14 protein-coding genes are annotated in these 19,805 nt (G+C 69.4%); 9 read left to right on the top strand and 5 right to left on the bottom strand.

Annotated features, from left to right (window positions below):
- The first annotated feature begins 182 nt into the window (after positions 1–182).
- The 3 genes from ACFVR6_RS02340 to ACFVR6_RS02330 are packed head-to-tail and all read left to right on the top strand — an operon-like array spanning position 183 to position 4,696.
- Positions 183–2,174 (top strand): glycoside hydrolase family 127 protein, encoded by a 1,992-nt coding sequence (locus ACFVR6_RS02340; RefSeq protein WP_386958437.1) that lies wholly within the window; start codon positions 183–185, stop codon positions 2,172–2,174.
- Positions 2,175–2,184: 10 nt separating this feature from the next.
- Positions 2,185–3,441, top strand: a complete 1,257-nt coding sequence (locus tag ACFVR6_RS02335) for a RuBisCO large subunit C-terminal-like domain-containing protein (RefSeq protein ID WP_386958435.1) — start codon at positions 2,185–2,187, stop codon at positions 3,439–3,441.
- Complete coding sequence (locus ACFVR6_RS02330; RefSeq protein ID WP_386958433.1) at positions 3,434–4,696, top strand: four-carbon acid sugar kinase family protein; 1,263 nt, start codon at positions 3,434–3,436, stop codon at positions 4,694–4,696. The genes ACFVR6_RS02335 and ACFVR6_RS02330 overlap by 8 nt, the downstream gene beginning before the upstream one ends.
- A 23-nt stretch (positions 4,697–4,719) precedes the next feature.
- Here the strand turns inward: ACFVR6_RS02330 and ACFVR6_RS02325 are convergent, their stop codons facing one another.
- The gene (locus ACFVR6_RS02325) at positions 4,720–7,710 is read right to left on the bottom strand and encodes a glycoside hydrolase family 2 TIM barrel-domain containing protein (protein WP_386958431.1); all 2,991 of its coding nucleotides are present in this window, start codon (positions 7,708–7,710) and stop codon (positions 4,720–4,722) included.
- Positions 7,711–7,893: 183 nt separating this feature from the next.
- Between ACFVR6_RS02325 and ACFVR6_RS02320 the strand changes: the two genes are divergently transcribed.
- The 6 genes from ACFVR6_RS02320 to ACFVR6_RS02295 all read left to right on the top strand — a co-directional run bounded on the left by ACFVR6_RS02320 (position 7,894) and on the right by ACFVR6_RS02295 (position 15,394).
- Positions 7,894–8,274 (top strand): L-rhamnose mutarotase, encoded by a 381-nt coding sequence (locus tag ACFVR6_RS02320; RefSeq protein ID WP_386958429.1) that lies wholly within the window; start codon positions 7,894–7,896, stop codon positions 8,272–8,274.
- Positions 8,274–9,440 (top strand): L-rhamnose isomerase, encoded by a 1,167-nt coding sequence (gene rhaI / locus ACFVR6_RS02315; RefSeq protein WP_386958428.1) that lies wholly within the window; start codon positions 8,274–8,276, stop codon positions 9,438–9,440. Before ACFVR6_RS02320 ends, rhaI begins: the two co-directional genes overlap by 1 nt.
- Before the next feature lie 5 nt (positions 9,441–9,445).
- On the top strand, positions 9,446–10,777 hold the full coding sequence (locus ACFVR6_RS02310) for an MFS transporter (protein WP_386958426.1): 1,332 nt from the start codon (positions 9,446–9,448) through the stop codon (positions 10,775–10,777).
- Positions 10,778–10,861: 84 nt separating this feature from the next.
- On the top strand, positions 10,862–12,898 hold the full coding sequence (locus tag ACFVR6_RS02305; protein ID WP_386958425.1) for a bifunctional aldolase/short-chain dehydrogenase: 2,037 nt from the start codon (positions 10,862–10,864) through the stop codon (positions 12,896–12,898).
- A complete protein-coding gene (locus ACFVR6_RS02300) occupies positions 12,895–14,337 on the top strand; it encodes a rhamnulokinase (RefSeq protein WP_386958423.1) in 1,443 nt (480 codons plus the stop codon). Before ACFVR6_RS02305 ends, ACFVR6_RS02300 begins: the two co-directional genes overlap by 4 nt.
- A gap of 79 nt (positions 14,338–14,416) precedes the next feature.
- Positions 14,417–15,394 (top strand): serine hydrolase domain-containing protein, encoded by a 978-nt coding sequence (locus ACFVR6_RS02295; RefSeq protein ID WP_386958421.1) that lies wholly within the window; start codon positions 14,417–14,419, stop codon positions 15,392–15,394.
- 166 nt (positions 15,395–15,560) lie between these two features.
- On the opposite strand, the gene ACFVR6_RS02290 is transcribed toward ACFVR6_RS02295, so the two are convergent.
- From ACFVR6_RS02290 to ACFVR6_RS02275, 4 genes are all read right to left on the bottom strand, one after another.
- Complete coding sequence (locus ACFVR6_RS02290; RefSeq protein ID WP_386958420.1) at positions 15,561–16,616, bottom strand: LacI family DNA-binding transcriptional regulator; 1,056 nt, start codon at positions 16,614–16,616, stop codon at positions 15,561–15,563.
- A 39-nt stretch (positions 16,617–16,655) separates the two neighbouring features.
- Positions 16,656–17,489: a carbohydrate ABC transporter permease gene (locus ACFVR6_RS02285; RefSeq protein ID WP_386958418.1), complete on the bottom strand. Its 834-nt coding sequence runs from the start codon at positions 17,487–17,489 to the stop codon at positions 16,656–16,658.
- Positions 17,486–18,406: a carbohydrate ABC transporter permease gene (locus tag ACFVR6_RS02280; RefSeq protein ID WP_386958416.1), complete on the bottom strand. Its 921-nt coding sequence runs from the start codon at positions 18,404–18,406 to the stop codon at positions 17,486–17,488. Before ACFVR6_RS02280 ends, ACFVR6_RS02285 begins: the two co-directional genes overlap by 4 nt.
- 64 nt (positions 18,407–18,470) lie before the next feature.
- Complete coding sequence (locus ACFVR6_RS02275) at positions 18,471–19,775, bottom strand: ABC transporter substrate-binding protein (RefSeq protein ID WP_386958414.1); 1,305 nt, start codon at positions 19,773–19,775, stop codon at positions 18,471–18,473.
- Positions 19,776–19,805 lie beyond the last annotated feature (30 nt).

Here is a 19,805-nt window from a genome sequence, read left to right as displayed (position 1 = left end):
ACGACGAACATGCGGAAGTGAGTGCGGGTACATCAGTGACAGTAGGTCGAGTTGGGAAGTGTGTCAACAGTCGGGGTTGAAATTCTATTCACTTTGTGACTGAATCGTCGAAGCAGTGCTGCGCTTGCCGGGTGATCCGTCTCAGCGCGAGGCTGAACCACACTCCTGGAAGGACGCATCCCATGCCCCCCACGACCGAGCTTCGAGCCCACGCACCCCTGCGGCCGCTCGACGCCGCACACGCCCGGTGGGCGCGGGGATTCTGGGGCGAGCTACACACGCGCACCCGCGACGTCACCGTCCCCCGCATCTGGGAGTCGCTGAGCGACCCCGACACGAGCCCCGGCCTGGCGAACTTCCACATGGCGGCCGGCCTCGCCTCCGGATCGCACGTCGGCCCGCCGTTCATGGACGGCGACTTCTACAAATGGTTCGAGGCGGCCGTCGCGCGGCTGGAGACCGATCCGGATGCCACGCTCGAGGCGCGCCTCGAAGACCTCGCCGCGCTCATCGCGTCCGTGCAGCGCGACGACGGCTACCTCCACACTCCGACCTTCATCGCGGAGCGGAATGAGGAAGACGTCGTCGCCCTCGCCGATCGCTTCAACTTCGAGACCTACAACCTCGGTCACCTGATCACCGCCGGCATCCGGCACTGGCAGGTCACCGGCAGCGAGACGCTCCTGGCTGCGGCCAAGAAGGCGGCCTCCTTTCTGGAGAGCCTGGCCACCGAAAAGCCCGTGGAGCTTGCCCGCAGCGCCATCTGCCCGTCGCACTACATGGCCGTCATCGAGCTTTACCGCGCCACCGGCGACGAGCGCTACCTGCGCCTCGCGGAGTCGTTCGTGCGCGTGCGCGACGACTTCGAGGAAGGCGGCGACGACAATCAGGATCGCGTCGCCGTGCGCGAGCAGACCGTCGTCGCCGGCCACGCCGTGCGCGCCAACTACCTCTACGCGGGCCTCGCCGACCTCGTCGCCGAGACCGGCGATCCCGAGATCACGGCAGTCCTCGAGCGTCTCTGGGCCGACGTCGTCGACACCAAGCTCTACCTGACCGGCGGCTGCGGTGCCCTCTACGACGGCGCGTCCCCCGATGGGCACCCCTGGCAGCGCGAGATCAGCCGCGTGCACCAGGCCTACGGCCGCGCGTACCAGCTGCCCAACACGACCGCCCACGCGGAGTCGTGCGCGAACATCGGCCTGATCCTGTGGAGCGAGCGGATGCTGGCGCTCGGTGCGCCGGATGCGCGCTACGCCGACGTGATCGAGCAGGTGTCTTACAACGCACTGCTCGCGAGCATCAGCCTGGCGGGCTCGGAGTACTTCTACACCAACGCACTCCGCCAGGTGCGCGGACTTCCGTACCCGCTCCGCCGTCCCGGTGACACGGGCCAGCCGATCGTGCCGCCGCCGCCGCCGTCGGATGAACGGCTGCGCCAGGAATACCTGACCTGCTTCTGTTGCCCGCCGAACATCGCGCGCACCCTGGCGCAGTTCCACGAGCGCATCGCCTCGCTGTCGGCCGACGGGCTGCACGTACACCAGTACGGCGGCAGCGACCTCGACGTCGCCGGGGACGCCGGCCGCTTGGCTCTCCGCGAGGACAGCGACTACCCGTGGGACGGGCGCATCACCTTCACGGTGACCGACGCCTCAGGGGCCCTGCCGCTGCACCTGCGCGTTCCGGGGTGGTCGACGGATGTCTCGCTCACCCTGAACGGATCTCCCGTCGAGGTCTCCCCACCTGGCACCTACACGCGCGTGGAGCGCGAGTGGCAGGCCGGGGATGTCGTCGAGCTGAATCTGCCGATGCCGATCCGCGTGCTGCGCGGACACCGCCTCGCCGAGGAGATCACCAACCAGGTCGCCGTGCAGCGCGGCCCCCTCGTCTACGCGCTGGAGAGCGCCGATCTGCCTGACGGCGTCCTCCTCGAGCAGGCGGCGTTCCGACGGGGCACCGCTCTCGAGCCGGTGGAGACGGATGTCGCGGGCCACCGCGTCGTCGCACTGGACACCGAGCTCACCGTCCTGCCGTCCGGCGAGCCATCCGGTCTCTACCGCGACATCGACGACGCGCCACTGCAGACGATCCCCGCCCGACTCGTCCCCTACTTCGCGTGGGGCAACCGAGGGGCCGGCGAAATGTCCGTCTGGCTTCCCGTGGTGTGGTGAGGGCGCGATCATGAGCACCCAGAACGTCATCGCCACCTACGTCATCGAGACGTCCCTTCCCTTGATGGCAGCCGCCGAGGTGCTCGCGGGCGAGCAGTCCACCGGCACGTTCGTGCGCGTTGAACGCGAGTCCGACGACCTGCGGGCACGCTTCGCCGCCCAGGTCGAGAGCGTCCAGGAGATCCCGCTCACCGGTGCTGGCCCGCTGCCTGGCACCGTCGGCGACCCGGCGCTGCGCCGTCGGGCCATACTCCGACTCCGCTTCCCGCTGGACAACTTCGGGCCGTCGCTGCCGAACCTGCTCGCCGCAGTCGCGGGCAATCTTTTCGAGCTGAAGGAGCTCGCCGCGATCCGCCTGATCGACATCGATCTGCCGTCCTCCTTCGCAGCGCGCTACGCCGGTCCTGCGTTCGGCGTCGACGGGACGCGTCGGCTCATGAGCCGCCCCGAGGGCGTGATGATCGGCACCATCGTCAAGCCGTCAATCGGGCTCCCCCCCGCGGATCTCGCTGAGCTCACCGGTCAGCTGGCCGAGGCGGGCATCGACTTCATCAAGGACGATGAGCTACAGGCCAATGGGCCCTCCGCACCGCTGGCCGAGCGCGTGAAGGCGGTGATGCCGGTGCTTGAGCGTCACGCCGACCGCACCGGCGTAAAGCCGATGTACGCGTTCAACATCACCGACGACATCGGACGCCTCGAAGCGAACCACGACCTCGTCGTCGCTGCCGGCGGCACCTCCGTGATGGCGTGCGTGAACCTCGTGGGCCTCGCCGGCATCGAGTACCTGCGCACCTTCAGCGCCGTCCCGATTCACGCGCACCGTGCCATGCTCGGAGCGATAAGCCGCTCGCAGCAGGTCGGCATCGCCTACCGCGCGTGGCAGAAGCTCGCCCGGCTGTCCGGCGCCGACCACCTGCACACGAACGGCATCAGCAACAAGTTCTACGAATCGGACGCCGAAGTGCTCGACTCCATCGCCGCCGTGCGCGAACCCCTCCTCGGGCTGACGCCGACACTGCCCGTGCTCTCCTCCGGCCAGTGGGCGGGCCTCGCGCACGCCACGTACGATGCCGTCGGCACGACCGACCTGCTCGTGCTCGCCGGCGGCGGCATCCACGGGCACCCCGACGGCGCGACAGGTGGGGTCGCGAGTATGCGTGAGGCTTGGGCCTCCGCCGAGCGCGGCGAGTCGGCCGCCGCGGCCTTCGAAGCATCCGGCGCCCTGCGTCGGGCGGCCGAGAGGTTCGGCCCGGTCCGTGTCTAGCGGTGTCCGCGCCGCGTTCTACGGCGACGACTTCACCGGCAGCGTCGACGCGCTGCTGCAGTTCGAGCGCCGCGGATGGACGGGGCGCCTGTTCGTGGGCGTGCCGCCCACAGAGGCGCTCGGCGCCGCCGCGGCCGAGGCTGATGTCATCGGGATCGCCGGGATCGCGCGTTCGCTCGCGGTGTCCGACCTCGACGCGGAGCTCGAGCCGGCGCTGCGCGCGCTCGTAAGCGTCAAGCCCCACCTCGTGCAGTACAAGGCGTGCTCGACCGCGGACTCCTCCCCGTCGATCGGCAACCTCGGCCGCGTGATCGAGCTCGGGCGCGCCCTGGTGTGCGAAGACCGCCCCGTCCCGATGCTCTTCGCGCAGCCTGACTTCGGCCGCTACACCGTCTTCGGACACCACTTCGCTGCCGAGGACGGCGTCGTCTACCGGCTCGACCAGCAGCCGACGATGTCGACGCACCCGTCCACGCCGATGACGGAGTCCGACCTCGCCGTGCACCTGTCACACCAGACCGATCTGCCGATCACCAGCATGCCGTACACGGCATACACGTCCCCCGAGGCGATCGCGGCGGGGCTTTCGACGACGGAGGCCGCGGCCGTCGTGCTCGACACTCTCGACGACCGGCATCTGGACTTGCTCGGTGCCGCGGTCGGGCTGCTGCCGACGCCGGTGTTCGCGGTCGGTTCGGGCGGGCTGAGCCACGCGGTCGCGGCGGCGACTCCCGGCATGGGTCGGTCGATTCCCACCACCACACCCACCGATGGACCGGTGCTCGCCGTCTCCGGCAGCCGTTCCGCGCAGACGCGGCGGCAGGTCGATGCCGCCCGTGCGGCGGGTTGGTGGGTGCGTCCGCTCGCATTCGGCGCCGATGCGGCTTCCTTCGACGACGTGCTTTCCGCCCTCGCAGCCGGACGCAGCGTCGTCCTGACATCGGACGACGCGGATGCCTCGGGCGTGCGGCCGGACGAGATTCTCGCGGTGATCGCCGAGGCCGCGGCATCCGTCGTCGCGGCGGCCGCGCATGCCGCAGTGGTACGCCGGGTGGTGGTGTGCGGCGGGGACACCTCGAGCCGGGTCACGCGGTTGCTCGGCGTCGACTCGCTGTCGATCGTCGCGAATCCGTGGGCGAACGTGGTGCTGCTGCGCGCGCACGCCGACGACCCCGCGATCGACGGCCTGGAGCTGCTGCTGAAGGGCGGCCAGGTCGGCGACGCCGACCTGCTGGAGCGCGTGCGGGCGCTCTGACCCGTGCCGGCGCACCGTCCACATCAGTCGGCGGCCAGGCGCACGCTCCAGGCCGTGTGCTCGCGCGGGACGCGGTACTGCTCGGGGAGGGCAGGACCCACCGATGCCGAGCCGAGCCCCTGTTGCGCGTGGTCGATGTTGAGCCACACTCGGCCGGAGTCCCCGAGCTCGTACGGCTTCGCCGCCCGCTGCAGGTCGTGCGACGTCCAGCGTCGCGCCGTGAAGTCGAAGACCGGCATACCGTCGACGCGCAGCTGCGGCATCCCCTCCCCGGACACCGCCAGGGTGCGGGTCTGCACATGATTGCCGTTCTCCTGCGGCACGGGATAGGGCGTCTGCAGCCCGTCGATCGACGACGAGAACCGTCCGAGAGGCGACGCCTCGAACGAGTCGACGTAGGTCTCCCCGGGCCCGCGCCCGTACCACTGGACCTCATCGAAGCCCGCCGGCAGCGAGAACAGCAGGCCGAGGCGCGGCAGCAGGATATCGCGGTGCATGTACGGCGTATCGCGCCACGGGCCTGTGAAGTCAACAGCGGTCGTCAGCACGACGCCCTCGCCGTCGGCCTGCCACAGCATCGACCAGGCGATGCCGTGGGGATGCGTCGTCGGCGCCGTGCGGCCCTCGACGCGGAGCCACCCCTCGCCGCGCTCGACGCGATCCGTGCGAGGGAGCATCCGATCGATGCCGGTTGCCGTCCACAGCGACGCGAGGTCGTTGAGCGAGCCCTGGCCGTGGTCGTTCTCGGTGGGCGCGCGATGCACGTCAATCCACGGCCCGTCCAGTTCGAGTGCACCTAGCGAGACGAGACGACCGGATGCCGCATCGAACCGCGCGGGTCCGACAGCGACTGCTCCCGACGACGCCGGGGCACCAGCCTGTGTCGGCGCCGACGGCACCGCCGGCAGAGCCCGCTCCACGACGACGCCCTGCCCCCACGCGACGACGTGTCCGGCATCCGCCCACAGCTCATCGTGGGCGAGCACGGCTTCGACCGTCAGCACGACCTCACCCGCACCTCCCGCGTCAGGACTGTCGGGCAGCATCACACTCACCGAAGAGCCAGCCGCGACGACCGGCACCTCGAGCGCTCCCGCCGCGATCTCGTGCCCCTCGACCTCCACCCGCCAGCGCCACGCAAGATCGGCTGTGTCGGCGCAATGGCGAATGTTGGAGATCTCCACGGCGTCGCCGATCTCCACCAGTACCGGCTCATGGGCCTTCGCGAGGGAGACCAGGCCCGGAGTGGGCGTGCGATCGCTGAAGACCAGTCCGTGCAGGCTGAAGCGCCCGCCGCGCGGTTCGTAGTCCAGATCGTCGCCATGCAGCACGTGCGCGGTGCCGTCGGCCGTCACCGCGTGGAAGCCGTGGTCAATCCACTCCCAGACGAAGGCGCCGCACAAGCGGTCGTGCGCGCGGATGATGCGCCAGTAGTCCTGCAGCGATCCTGGTCCGTTGCCCATCGCGTGCGCGTACTCGACGAGGAGGAAGGGAAGGCCGCGGCGACGCTCCTCGTCCGCCTCTGTCACGCCGTCGGGCAAGGGCGCCGTGGCATCTCCGACGACCATGCCGTGCATCCCGAGACGTCCGCCACGGGGCTCCTCGCGGCGACCGATCTGCTCGAGCAGCTCGAGCGACGGATACATCAGCGAGTAGAAGTCGGAGTCCTTGTAGCTGGGATCGCGTTCGTACAGCACGGCACGCGAAGGGTCGCGCTCCTCGATCCAGCGCCGCATTTCCTCGAACGCGTCGCCCGTCATGCTCTCGTTGGCCATCGACCACACCACGACGCTGGGATGGTTCTTGTCGCGTTCGACCGTGCGCTGCATGCGGTCGTGCAGCGCGTCGCGCCAGACGGCCTCGGCGGGCGGATTGCCCTCCCACCCGGCGTAGATGAACCCGTGCGTCTCGAGGTCGTTCTCCACGACGACCCAGATCCCGTAGTCGTCGCACAGGCGCAGGAACTCGGGATGCGGCGGATAGTGGCTCGTGCGCACCGAGTCGATGTTGGCGCGCTTCATCATGACGATGTCGCGGATCATCGTGTCGCGATCGAGCGTGCGCCCGGTGTCGGGGTGATGCTCGTGGCGGTTGACTCCGCGGAACGTCAGCGCCCGGCCGTTCACGGTGAAGACGCCGTCGACGATCGCGACGCGGCGGAAGCCCACTGCCAACTCGATGGTCTCGCCGGGGGAACGCAGGGTTCCCCGGTACAGGCGCGGCGACTGCGCACTCCACGGCTCGACCGGCACGGTCGCCGTCTCCCCCGTGGCCAGACGGATGCCGAGCTCGGGGATCTCGACGATGCCCGAGGTGGATGCCTCCACCCGGAGCATCCCGACTCCGGTCTCATGGTCGTAGTCGGCGTGCACGAAGTGATCGTCGATGCTCTGCGCAGGTCGTTCGATCAGCTCGACATCGCGGAAGATCCCCGGCAGCCACCACATGTCCTGGTCTTCCAGGTAGGTGCCCGCCGACCAGCGGTGCACCCGCACGGCGAGCACATTGCGTCCGGGCCGCACGGGCGCGTCGAATTCGAACGGCAGCCGGCTGCCCATCGACCACCCGAGCTCATGCCCGTTGAGCCACACCTTCGCGCAGGAATCGACGCCCTGGAAGCGCAGCACGCCGCCGGCCCAAGCATCCGGCACGTCGAACGCGACGCGGTAGTCGCCCGTCGGATTCTCAGTGCTCACGCGGGGGGCATCGAGCGGGATCGGGTACGCGGTGTTCGTGTACAACGGGCCCTCAGCGGTGCCGAGCATCGACCGCGCGGGCCCGCCGGCGAGGGGCGTGAACTCTTCGAGCACCCAGTGCGACGGCACGGGCATCGCATCCCAGGCCGAGTCGTCGAAATCGTCGGCGACGAAGGCGTCGCCGGTGCCGGCCACTGTCGGCGAAAGGCGGAACCGCCAGGTGCCGTTGAGGCTCAGGATGCGGGCATCCGACACGGCGTCCGCGCGCGGACGCCGTCGACCTTCGCCGGGTGCGGTGCTCTCCCAGTAGTTCGTCATCGGTCCGGCACCCTTGCCATTCATAAATATCCATTCGTTTATGAATCTGTTTCCGAGCCTAGCGCTCGCACCTTGCGGCCCGTCCAACTCCCGAGGAGCCGAGCAGCTTCCCGTTGCAGGACGCCGCGGGGGTGGGTTACGCTGTTGAAACGATTCACTCCGCCCCGAACCCAGGAGACCTCAATGACGAGCCCGACGCAACGCGTCTGCTTCCAGCTGCGCGTCAAACCCGACATGCTCGACGAGTACATCCGCCGTCACAGCCCGGTCTGGCCGGAGATGCTCGCGGAGATCGCGGCCTCCGGTCGCCGCAACTACTCGCTGTTCCTCGGCGACGGCGGCCGCCTCATCGGCTACTACGAGACCGATGACGACGTGGCCGCCCAGGCCTATCTCGCCGCCTCCGAGGTCGCCACCCGGTGGGAGGCCCAGATGGCCCCGTTCTTCGAGGGCCTCGAGGGCCGCCCCGACCAGGCAGCGACCCCCCTCACCGAAGTCTTCAACCTCCACGACCAACTGGCCGCGTCCGGCGCGACCACCGACACGACTGAGAGCACCCACTGATGAGCATCCTCTCCCCCGACATCCAGAGCACGCTTGCTCAGCAGGGCATCGAACTGCCCAGCTGGGCGTTCGGAAACTCCGGCACCCGCTTCCGCGTGTGGACCACCGAGGGCACCCCCCGCGATCCGCGCGAGAAGATCGCCGATGCCGCCCAGGTCAACAAGTTCACCGGGCTCGCCCCGTCGGTGGCGCTGCACATCCCGTGGGACAAGGTCGACGACTACGCCGCGCTGCGCAGCTACGCCGAGGACCTCGGCGTCACGCTCGGCACCATCAACTCCAACACGTTCCAGGACGAGGACTACAAGTTCGGCGCCCTGACGAACGAGAACGAGGCCGTGCGTCGCAAGGCGATCGACCACCACCTCGAGTGCATCGACATCATGGATGCCACCGGCTCCCGCGACCTGAAGATCTGGCTCGCCGAGGGCTCGAACTACCCCGGCCAGACCGACATGCGCGCTCGCCAGGACCGCCTGCAGGACTCCCTGCAGCAGATCTACGCCCGCCTGACCGGCCAGCAGCGCCTGGTTCTGGAGTACAAGTTCTTCGAGCCGTCGTTCTACCACACCGACGTTCCCGACTGGGGCACCTCCTACGTGCAGGTCGCCGCCCTCGGCGAGCGCGCGATGGTGTGCCTGGACACCGGCCACCACGCCCCCGGCACGAACATCGAGTTCATCGTCATGCAGCTGCTGCGCCTGGGCAAGCTCGGCTCGTTCGACTTCAACTCGCGCTTCTACGCCGATGACGACCTCATCGTGGGCGCCGCCGACCCGTTCCAGCTGTTCCGCATCCTGTTCGAGGTCATCCGCGGCGGCGGCCTCAACAACCCCGATGTGGCCTTCATGCTCGACCAGTGCCACAACATCGAGGCCAAGATCCCCGGCCAGATCCGCTCCGTGCTGAACGTGCAGGAGATGACCGCGCGCGCCCTGCTGGTCGATCGCGACGCCCTCGCGGCGGCGCAGTCCGCCAACGACGTGCTCGGCGCCCACGCCGTCTTCATGGACGCCTTCTCCACTGACGTGCGCCCGGCACTGGCCGAGTGGCGCGAGTCGCGGGGTCTGCCCGCCGACCCGATGGCCGCGTTCGCCGCGTCCGGCTACCAGGAGAAGATCGAGTCCGAGCGCGTCGGCGGCACCCAGGCCGGCTGGGGGGCCTAAGCACGATGAGCAGTGCAGTCAAGAGCCGCCGTCCGCTGACGGCGTGGAAGGCCACGATCGCCGTGGCCATGTCGAACTACATCGAGGCCGGCGCCATCATCGCGCTGGCGACGAGCCTCGTGCTGTGGCAGCAGGAGTTCGGATTCGATGACGCGGCCGTCGGTCTCGTCGCGGCGCTGAGCGCGAACGCGTTCGGTGCCGCGATCGGCGCGGCGATCGGCGGCCCGCTGTGCGACCGCCTCGGCCGCAAGTTCATCTACACCTACGACCTCATCCTGTTCATGGTGGGCGCGCTCATGGTGACGTTCTCCCCGAACTTCGCCGTGCTGCTGGTCGGTGTCGTGATGATGGGCATCGCCGTGGGCGCGGGCGTCCCGGCATCCTGGACCTACATCGCCGAAGAGGCGCCCAGCGAGCACCGCGCGGCGCACGTCGGCACGGCCCAGCTGGCCTGGTCGATCGGCCCTGCGGTCGGGTTCCTCCTGGCCGTGCTCGTGCTGCCGCTGGGCATCGTCGGGTCGCGGCTCATCTTCTTCCACCTGTTCGTCATCGCGGCGGTCACGTGGTGGGTGCGCCGGGGTCTCCCGGAATCGAAGCGCTGGAAGGAAGGCCGCGACGCAGACGTGGCCAACGGCGACAAGCTGTCGCTGTTCTCCGGCATCAAGGGGCTGCTGTCCGATCGTCGCAACTTCGGTGCGCTGGCGTTCCTCATCGGCGTCTATGGCCTCTGGAACACCGTCGCCGGCCAGGCGGGCATCTTCCAGCCGCGCGTGTATGCCGCCGCCGGCCTCGAGGATCCCGCCGCACAGAACCTCCTGCAGGTGCTGGTGTGGACGCTCACGGCGCTGGCCACCTACTTCGGGTTCATGCGGTACGGCGACCGCGTCAGCCGGCGCTGGCTGTACTTCGGCGGCGCGCTGCTGGGCGTCATCGCCTGGGTGGTCCTCGTCTTCGCCCCTCCCGGAGTCTTCTCGCTGCTGTTCTTCGCGTGCGCGTGGGGCATCTCGGCGGGACTGGGCGCGCAGGCGTTCTACGGTCTCTGGACGGCGGAGCTGTTCGCCACCCGCTACCGCGCGAGCGCCCAGGGCATGCTGTTCATGCTCGCCCGTGTCATGGTGGGGCTGCTCAGCCTCGTCTTCCCGGTGCTGCTGAACAGCATCGGGCTCGGCCAGCTGGGCCTGCTCATCATCGGCCTGCTCGTGGCGGCGCTGCTGATCGGTACCATCTGGGCGCCCAAGACCGAGGGCAAGACGCTCGAAGAGATCGAGCTCGAGCGCTACGGCGCACCGCAGGCCCGCCTCGGCGCCGCACCGGCGCGCGAGACCACCACGGTCTGATCCTGCGGCGGGGTCCGCCACCGAACCGGCGGGCCCCGCCCCTCATCGTCACAATCGAACGAACACTGAAAAGGTGACCTCCTCATGACCAATCCCGCCGCAGCCGACCTGATCGCTCGCAGCAACCGCCTCGGAGCGGACCCCAAGAACACCAACTACGCCGGCGGGAACACCTCCGCCAAGGGCACCGAGACCGACCCGGTCACGGGCGACCCGGTCGAGCTGCTGTGGGTGAAGGGCTCCGGCGGGGACCTCGGCACCCTCACCGAGCAGGGCCTGGCCGTGCTGCGCCTGGACCGCATGCGCGCGCTCGTGAACGTCTACCCCGGCGTCGAGCGCGAAGACGAGATGGTCGCCGCGTTCGACTACTGCCTGCACGGCAAGGGCGGCGCCGCGCCGTCGATCGACACCGCGATGCACGGGCTGGTGGATGCTGCACACGTCGACCACCTGCACCCCGACTCGGGCATCGCCATCGCGACGGCCGCCGACGGTGAGAAGCTCACCACGGAGATCTTCGGCGACAAGGTCGTGTGGGTGCCCTGGCGCCGCCCCGGCTTCCAGCTGGGCCTGGACATCGCCGAGATCAAGGCGCAGAACCCGCAGGCGATCGGCTGCATCCTCGGCGGCCACGGCATCACCGCGTGGGGAGACACCTCCGAGGAGTCCGAGCGCAATTCGCTGTGGATCATCGACACCGCCGCCGACTACATCGCGAGCAACGGCAAGGCCGACCCGTTCGGCGGCGTGCGCGCCGGCTTCGAAGCCCTGCCCGAGGCGGAGCGCCACGCCCGCGCCGCGGCCCTCGCCCCCACGATCCGGGGCCTCGCTTCGACCGACAAGCCCATGGTGGGCCACTACACCGACAGCGCCGCGGTGCTGGACTTCCTCGCCTCCGAGAAGGCCCCTGCCCTCGCCGCCCTCGGCACCAGCTGCCCCGACCATTTCCTGCGCACCAAGGTCAAGCCGCTGATCCTCGACCTGCCGGCATCCGCGTCGGTGGAAGAGCAGATCGCCCGCCTGCAGGAGCTGCACGCGGAGTACCGCGCCGACTACCAGGGCTACTACGACGCGCACGCCACGGCCGACAGCCCCGCCATCCGCGGCGCCGACCCGCTCATCGTGCTCATCCCGGGCGTGGGCATGTTCAGCTACGGCGCCAACAAGCAGACCGCCCGCGTGGCCGGCGAGTTCTACGTCAACGCCATCAACGTGATGCGCGGCGCCGAAGCACTGTCGACCTACAGCCCCATTTCGGATGCCGAGAAGTTCCGCATCGAGTACTGGGCGCTGGAAGAGGCCAAGCTCAAGCGCATGCCGAAGCCGAAGACCCACCAGGGGCGCATCGCGTTCGTCACGGGCGCAGCCTCCGGCATCGGCAAGGCCATCGCCACACGCCTGGCCGCCGAGGGCGCCTGCGTCGTCGTCGCCGACCTCGATCTCGAGAAGGCCCAGGCCGTCGCGGCCGAGCTCGGCGGCACCGACGTCGCCATCGGCGTCGCGGCGAACGTGGCGGATGCCGCGGGCGTGCAGGCCGCGATCGACGCCACCCTCCTCGCGTTCGGCGGCGTCGACCTCGTCGTCAACAACGCGGGCCTGTCGCTGTCCAAGCCCCTGCTGGAGACCACCGAGAAGGACTGGGACCTGCAGCACGACGTCATGGCCAAGGGCTCGTTCCTCGTCGCGAAGGCGGCGGCCAAGGCCCTCATCGAGCAGAAGATGGGCGGCGACGTGATCTACATCTCGTCGAAGAACTCCGTCTTCGCCGGCCCGAACAACATCGCGTACTCGGCGACCAAGGCCGACCAGGCCCACCAGGTGCGCCTGCTCGCGGTGGAGCTGGGCGAGCACGGCATCCGCGTCAACGGCATCAACCCCGATGGCGTCGTGCGCGGCTCCGGCATCTTCGCTTCGGGCTGGGGCGCCAACCGCGCCGCGACCTACGGCGTGGACGAGCAGGACCTCGGCCAGTTCTACGCGAACCGCACGATCCTCAAGCGCGAGGTCGTGCCCGAGAACGTCGCGGATGCCGTGTACGTGCTCACCGGGCCCGAGCTGTCCCGCACGACGGGTCTGCACATCCCGGTCGACTCCGGCGTCGCCGCCGCGTTCCTGCGATGAGCGGGTCGGGTTCGGCCGTGGTCGGCACCGTTGCGGCGGTCGATCTCGGTGCCACCAGCGGCCGGGTCATCGTCGGCCACGTCGGGCCCGACACGCTCGAGGCGACCACCGTCGGCCGGTTCGCCAACGACCCCGTCGCCACCCCCGACGGGCTGCACTGGAACCTGCTGGGTCTGTACGGTGCCGCCCTCGTGGGACTGCGCGAAGCGTTCCGCGTCGCCCCCGAGATCGCGAGCATCGGCGTGGACTCGTGGGCGGTGGACTACGGGCTGCTGCGTGAGGGCCGACTGGTAGGGACGCCGTTCCACTACCGCGACGCCCGCTCCGAGCAGGGCGTCGCCGCGGTGCACGAGCGGATGCCGCACGCCGAACTGTACGGCCGCAACGGACTGCAGTTCCTGCCGTTCAACACGCTGTACCAGCTGGCCGCGGAGCCGGCCGACCTGCTGGCGTTCGCCGACACCGCGCTGCTCGTGCCCGACCTCGTCGGCTACTGGCTCACCGGCCAGGCCCGCGCCGAACTCACCAACGCCTCCACGACCGGGCTGCTCCGCGGCGGCGAGGCTGCGTGGGACGACGAACTCATCGCGTCGCTCGGGCTCCCCCGCGGCATCCTTCCCACCCTCATCGCCCCCGGCGATCACCTGGGTGCGCTGCTGCCCGCCGTCGCCGCCTCGCTCGGCGCCGGACCGTCGGCGGGCGTCACGGCCGTCGGCTCGCACGACACCGCCTCCGCGGTCGTGGCGGTGCCGATGCAGGCCGAGTCGGCCGCGTACATCTCGTGCGGCACGTGGGGGCTGGTGGGCGTGGAGGTCGAGCGCCCCGTGCTGAGCACCGAAGCCCTCGCGGCGAACTTCACCAACGAGGGCGGCGTCGACGGGCGCACCCGCCTGCTGCACAACGTGATGGGCCTGTGGGTCCTCAGCGAGACGGTGCGCGGCTGGGAGCGGGAGGGACATCACATCGACCTGCCGACCCTGCTGGATTCGGCGGCCGAGGTGGATGCGGCATCCGTGCCGGTGTTCGACGTCGACGACGCGCGCTTCCTGCCGCCGGGCGACATGCCCGCGCGCATCGACGCGTGGTGCGCCGAGCACGGCGTCGCGGCCCCGCGCACCCGCGCGGAGTACGCCCGCTCGATCGTGGAATCCCTCGCGCAGGCGTTCGCCGACACCGCGCGCCTCGCGGGCGCGATCGGCGGCGTGGATGTGAAGACGATCCACATCGTCGGCGGCGGGTCCCTCAACCGGCTGCTGTGCCAGCGCACCGCCGACCGCGCCGGGATGCCGGTGCTCGCCGGCCCCGTCGAGGCGACGGCGCTCGGCAACCTGCTGGTGCAGGCGCGTGCCGCCGGTCTCGTGGCCGGCTCGCTGGAATCGCTGCGCGACCTCGTCGCCCGCACCCACGCCCCGCTCCAGTACCTCCCCCGCGCCGAGTGAGTACTGGGGTCGCCGAGTGAGTATTCTCGCCCCCGAGTGAGTATTCGAGGTTCCGAGTGAGTATTCGAGGATGGATGCGATGACGGACTATGCCGCGGCGTTCGACTGGGCCCGCCGACACGTGCAGGCAGGTCGCCTGCCGTCGGCGGTGCTCGGCGTCGCGACGGCCGACGGCGTCGTCGCGCTCGATGCGTTCGGGGGCGACGCCCGTCGCCGGGTGAGCGTCGACGACGCCTACCGGCTCTTCTCCATCACCAAGGTGCTGACCGGCCTCACCGCAGCGCGCGCCGTGGAACGCGGAGGGCTCGCGCTCCAAACCCCGCTGTCTGATGCCGTCGCAGGATTCGGCTCGTGGCGCGACGACATCGTGCGGCTCGAGCATCTGGTGAGCCACACCTCCGGCATCCCCGAGCCGGAGCTCGACGACGCGACACCGTTGCAGGACGCTCTCCTGACACCGGGTCGCGACTTCGCCGCCGGGGCCGCGTCCAGGTATTCCACCCTCGCCTTTGAGGGCATCGCGGCGCTCGTCTCCCACGCGACCGGGCAGACCTGGGATGCCGATGTCGCCGCGTGGGCGCAGTCGATCGGGGCGGACGGCCTGACGCTCGACGAAGGCGCCGACCCGCATCCCATCGTCGACGCCGACGCTGCGGGCGTGGACATCGCGGCGTTCGCGACGCAACGGCATCCCGGCGCGGGGATGATCGGCACGGCCACCGATCTGCTGGCGGTCGGTTCGGCGCTGCTGCGCGATGCTGGCGAGATCGTGCGGCCCGAGACGCACGCGATGATGCGCCGACCGCTCACCGGAGACATCCCCCGGCTGGAGCCGTACCCCGCCGAGAGCGGGCAGGACTGGGGCTTCACGTTCAATCTGCGCACGCGCGCTCCCGGTCTCGTCGACCGCGACGTCTACGGACACTCCGGATGGCCCGGCACCGAGTTCTGGGTGCACCCGTCCGCCGGTGTCGCCTACGTCCTTCTCACCAACCGGATCGACCGGCCCGGCGTCGACGCCGACGAACTCGACAACGCCATCGTCGCCGGCGCCTGAACTGCGCCGGCGCGCTCGATCGCGAGAGAGTACTCACGCCGCGGAGTGAGTACTCACGCCGCCGAGTCGGCATTCGCGTGCGCGAGCGCCCTCCCCGCGCCGATACTCACTCAGCGCGACGAATGCTCACTCGGGATGACGAATACTCACTCGACGCGACGAATGCTCACTCGGCGGCCAGGGCGGCGCGGCGGAAGCCGGTGGTCGAACCCCGGCGCACCAGCTGCGGCTCGACGACGACCCGCTGATGCAGGTGCCCGTCGGGGTCGGCGATCTCCTCGAGGAGGAGCCCCATCGCGGCGGCACCGAGACGCTCACCGTGCATCGACACGGTGGTGAGCGTCACCGAGGTGACCGTAGCCGTGGAATTGTGGTCGCACCCCATGACGGCCATCTCCCCCGGCACGTCGACGCCGCGGCGGGTCATCTCCGCGATGAAGCCCGCGGCGAGGGTGTCGGTGACGGCCACCACGCCGTTGGGGCGCGTGTCGGGCCCGCGCGCGGCGATGCGTTCGGCCGCCCGCACGCCGCTGGCCTCGGTGAGGTCGGCGACGTGGAGCTCTTCGAACCGCACCGCTCCTGCCGTTTCGCGCACCGCGCGGCGCAGCCCTTCGCGGCGCAGCGCCACGGGTTGCAGCGAGGGGTCGGACCCGGCCACGAACATCAGCCGGTCGCAGCCCTCGTCGATCAGGTGGCGCCCTGCGAGGTAGCCCACCTGCTCGTTGTCCACCACGACGCAGCAGTCGTCCCCGGGGCCGGGGTCGTAGTTGACCAGCACGACCGGGCACCCGCGCTTGCGGATCTTGCTGATCTGCCCCGCCGAATCGCGCATCGGCGCCAGCAGCAGCCCCGCCACGCGCGCCTCGTCGAAGAAGTCGACGTTCGCGGCCTGCAGCTCGAAATCGTCCTGACTTCCCGCGAGCAGCACGTTGAGTCCCCGCTCCCGCGCGACCTGCTGCGAGCCGAGCGCGACGTCCACGAACATCGAGTTGGCCAGGTCGATCACGACGAGACCGATGCTGCGGGAACCTCCGGCCGCCAGCGAGCTGGCGTTGGCATCGCGCACGAAGCCGAGCGCCTCGATCGAGGCCCGCACCCGGTCGCGCGTCTTCTGACTCACCTTTCCCGGGTGGTTGAGGACGTGCGAGACCGTTCCCATCGACACCCCGGCATGCTGCGCGACGTCACGCAGCTTGGGGGGCGCATCCGACTCACGTGGCACGCGGCTCCTCATCTCGACTGTCACCGTAGCGCAGTCCGGTCACCCCTTGATCGCTCCGGAGGTCATACCGGCGACGATCTGGCGGTTGAAGAACATGAACATGATCAGCGGCGGGATCGTGATCAGCAGCACGTCCATGAACAGGAGATTCCACTGGTTCAGCCCCTGCGACTGGTAGTTGTACAGCGTGAGCTGCACCGTCGCGCCGTCCGCCCCTGGGAGGAAGTACAGCGCGTAGGTGAAGTCGTTGAACACCGTCACGGCCTGCACGACGATCACCGTCACGATGGTGGAGCGCAGCAGCGGGAAGATCACCTGGAAGAAGAGGCGGATGGGCCCCGCTCCGTCGATGAGAGCCGCTTCGTCCAGCTCCCGCGGGATCGTGCCGACGAACGCCTTGAACAACAGGATGCAGAAGGACAGCCCGAACGCGACGTGCACCGCGATGAGGCCCCCGAGCGATCCGTACAGCCCCGTGCCCTGCAGCACCCAGATGGTGGGGACGACAGCCGGTGGGATGATGAGTCCGGCGAGGACGAGCATGTTGATCAGGCCGTTCCAGCGGGACTGGCGGCGCTGCAGCACGTAGCCGACCATCGCGCCGAGGACCACCATGATCGCCACGGCCGCGATCGTGAGGATCGCGCTGTTGATGAACGCGCGGATGATGATGAAGTCGTTGGTCTCGATGACCGCCTTGAGGTTCTCGAAGAACACCCATTCGGTCGGCCAGGAGAACTCCAGCCGGGACGCCTCCTGCTGCGTCTTGCCCGCCGTCAGCACGATGAAGGCGAAGGGCACCAGGAAGACGATCGCGCTCAGCACGATCGCGATGACGCCGACGACGACGCCCTTCTTCTGTCGGGTCTTCACGATTCGCTGCCTTTTCGGTTGAGCCAGAACGAGAGCGGGACGACGATCGCCGCGACGACGAGGAAGAGCACCACGTTGCCGGCGGTCGACAGGCCGAAGAATCCGGCCTGGTACTGCTTGTAGATGACGGAGGCGATCACATCGCTGGTGAAGCCGGGGCCGCCGCCGGTCATCGCCCAGATGAGGTCGAACGAGCGGAGCCCGCCGATGAGCGAGAGGATGATGACCGTCACCGTCGCCGGGCGCGCCAGCGGCAGGATGATGAAGCGGAAGTTCTGCCACGACGTCGCGCCGTCCATGCGCGCGGCCTCGAAGTACTCCTGCGGGATCGCGACGATGCCAGCGATGTAGATGAGGGTCGCCAGACCCACGCCCTTCCAGATGTCGACCATCGCGACCGACAGCAGAGCGAGGTTCGGGTCGGTCAGCCAGCCCGGGCCCTCGATGCCCACAAGGCCGAGGAGCTGGTTGACGATGCCGTCGAACGGGTCCAGCAGCACCGTGAAGGTGACGCCGACGCCGATCGTGCTCACGAGCACCGGGAAGAAGACGACCGAGCGCAGCCAGCCGCGCGCGATGATCTGCGAGGTGAGCAGGATCGCCAGCAGCAGCCCCAGCACGACCTTGGCGGCGGACGTCAGGAACGCGTAGATGAACGTATTGGTGAACCCGCGCACGAGGGCGGGTTCCCGGAAGAACTGCACGAAGTTGTCGAGCCCGATGAACTCGACCTCGAACAGCGTCCATCGCGTCAGCGAGAAGTAGAAGGATGCCGCTGTGGGGATCACGAACAGCGCCACGAAGAACACGCCGGCCGGAATGTGGAACCACAGCGGGTACGGATTGTGCCCGCGTTTGGGCTGCGGGCCTGCGGTGCGTCGACTGCGACGCGTGGGCGCGATGGTCGCGGATGCCATCAGTTCTCCTCCGTTGGAGGTGGGGCCGGCCGCAGCCGGCCCCACCTCGCGTTATCGGGTGGTGTTACCAGTCCAGACCGAGCTGCTTGGCCTGCTTGATGACGTCCTGGTCGTACAGCGCAGCGCCGTCGGCGGCCGGGCGGATGCCGGATCCGACCTCGACGGTGATCTGCTCGAGCGAGGGGCCCTTGATGGCGGAGAGGAACTCCAGCGCGACGGCGGTGCGACCCTCGTCGAAGTAGGGCTGCATCTCGGCCACGAGCGGTGCGGCGTCGGCCGGGACGTCGCAGCCGTCCACGACGAACGGGCCGCCGAGGGTCGTCGCCGCGCCCTGGACCTCGCAGCTCTCGGGGGTGACCAGCCAGGCGAGGAACTCCTTGACCGCGTCGAGCTTCGCGCCCTCGGTGGTCTTGGGCACGTACACGCCGTTGGGCATCCACACCGTCAGACCGTTGGTGTCGGCGTCGGGACCGGGGATCGGGAACACCCCGATCGACTCCAGCGCGTCGGGGTAGTTCGCGCCCACCGCTTCGATGACGTTCTGCGTGAGCATCGGGTAGTGCGCGCCCTCACCCTCGGCCAGCATGCGCACGGCGTCGTCGTAGCTCGCGGAGGCGAAGTCACGGTTGAGCAGCCCGGCATCCTGGAAATCCTGCAGGTGCTGGAAGCCGGCGACGGCCGGCTCGTCGGCGAACTTCGCCTCACCGGCGGTGTACTGCTCCGCCCAGTCGGCGTCGGCAGCGGTCACGTTGAAGAAGTCACCGAGCACGGGGACCTGGGAGGTCCACGCGTCGCCGTAGCTCTGGATGACGCCCACGAGCCCGGCGTCCGTGACGGCCTGCGCGTTGGCCATGAACTCGTCCCACGTCGTGGGGACGGAGAGCCCGAGTTCGGCGTAGACGTCCTTGTTGTAGGTGATGCCGCCGGCGAAGGACGCACCCACCGGAGGACCGTACAGGCCTTCGTCGGTGGAGACGGCCTTGACGAAGTTGGGGTCGAGCTTGTCGGCCCATTCCTCGTCGCTGAAGTCGATGAACTGCTGGTCCGGGTTCAGCGCCTGCAGGAGCGAGCCCGAGTTGTACCAGAGCATGTCGTTCATGTCGCCGGTGGACAGGCGGGTCTTGATCAGGTTGTCACCCTCGCCGCCGGCGGGGTGCGTCTCGACCGTGAGCGTCACGTCGGGGTTGACCTCGGCGTACGCGTCGACGATGGCATCCCACAGTGCGGTGGACGAGGGGTTGCTGTCGATGTAGACCGACAACTCGCTTGCGTCATCGGTGTCTCCGCCGCCGGCGCAGCCGGTGAGCACGAGCGCGGCGACCATTCCGGTCGCTCCCAGCGCCCAGCGGCGCGATGGGGTAGTTCCCACGGTTTACCTCCCTGTAGACCTCGCCGTCGT

It is taken from the genome of Microbacterium sp. NPDC058021 (assembly GCF_042885955.1).
GTDB lineage: Bacteria > Actinomycetota > Actinomycetes > Actinomycetales > Microbacteriaceae > Microbacterium.
The sequence above is the reverse complement of the archived record's forward strand: the minus strand, read 5'-3'. Positions and strand labels throughout refer to the sequence as shown.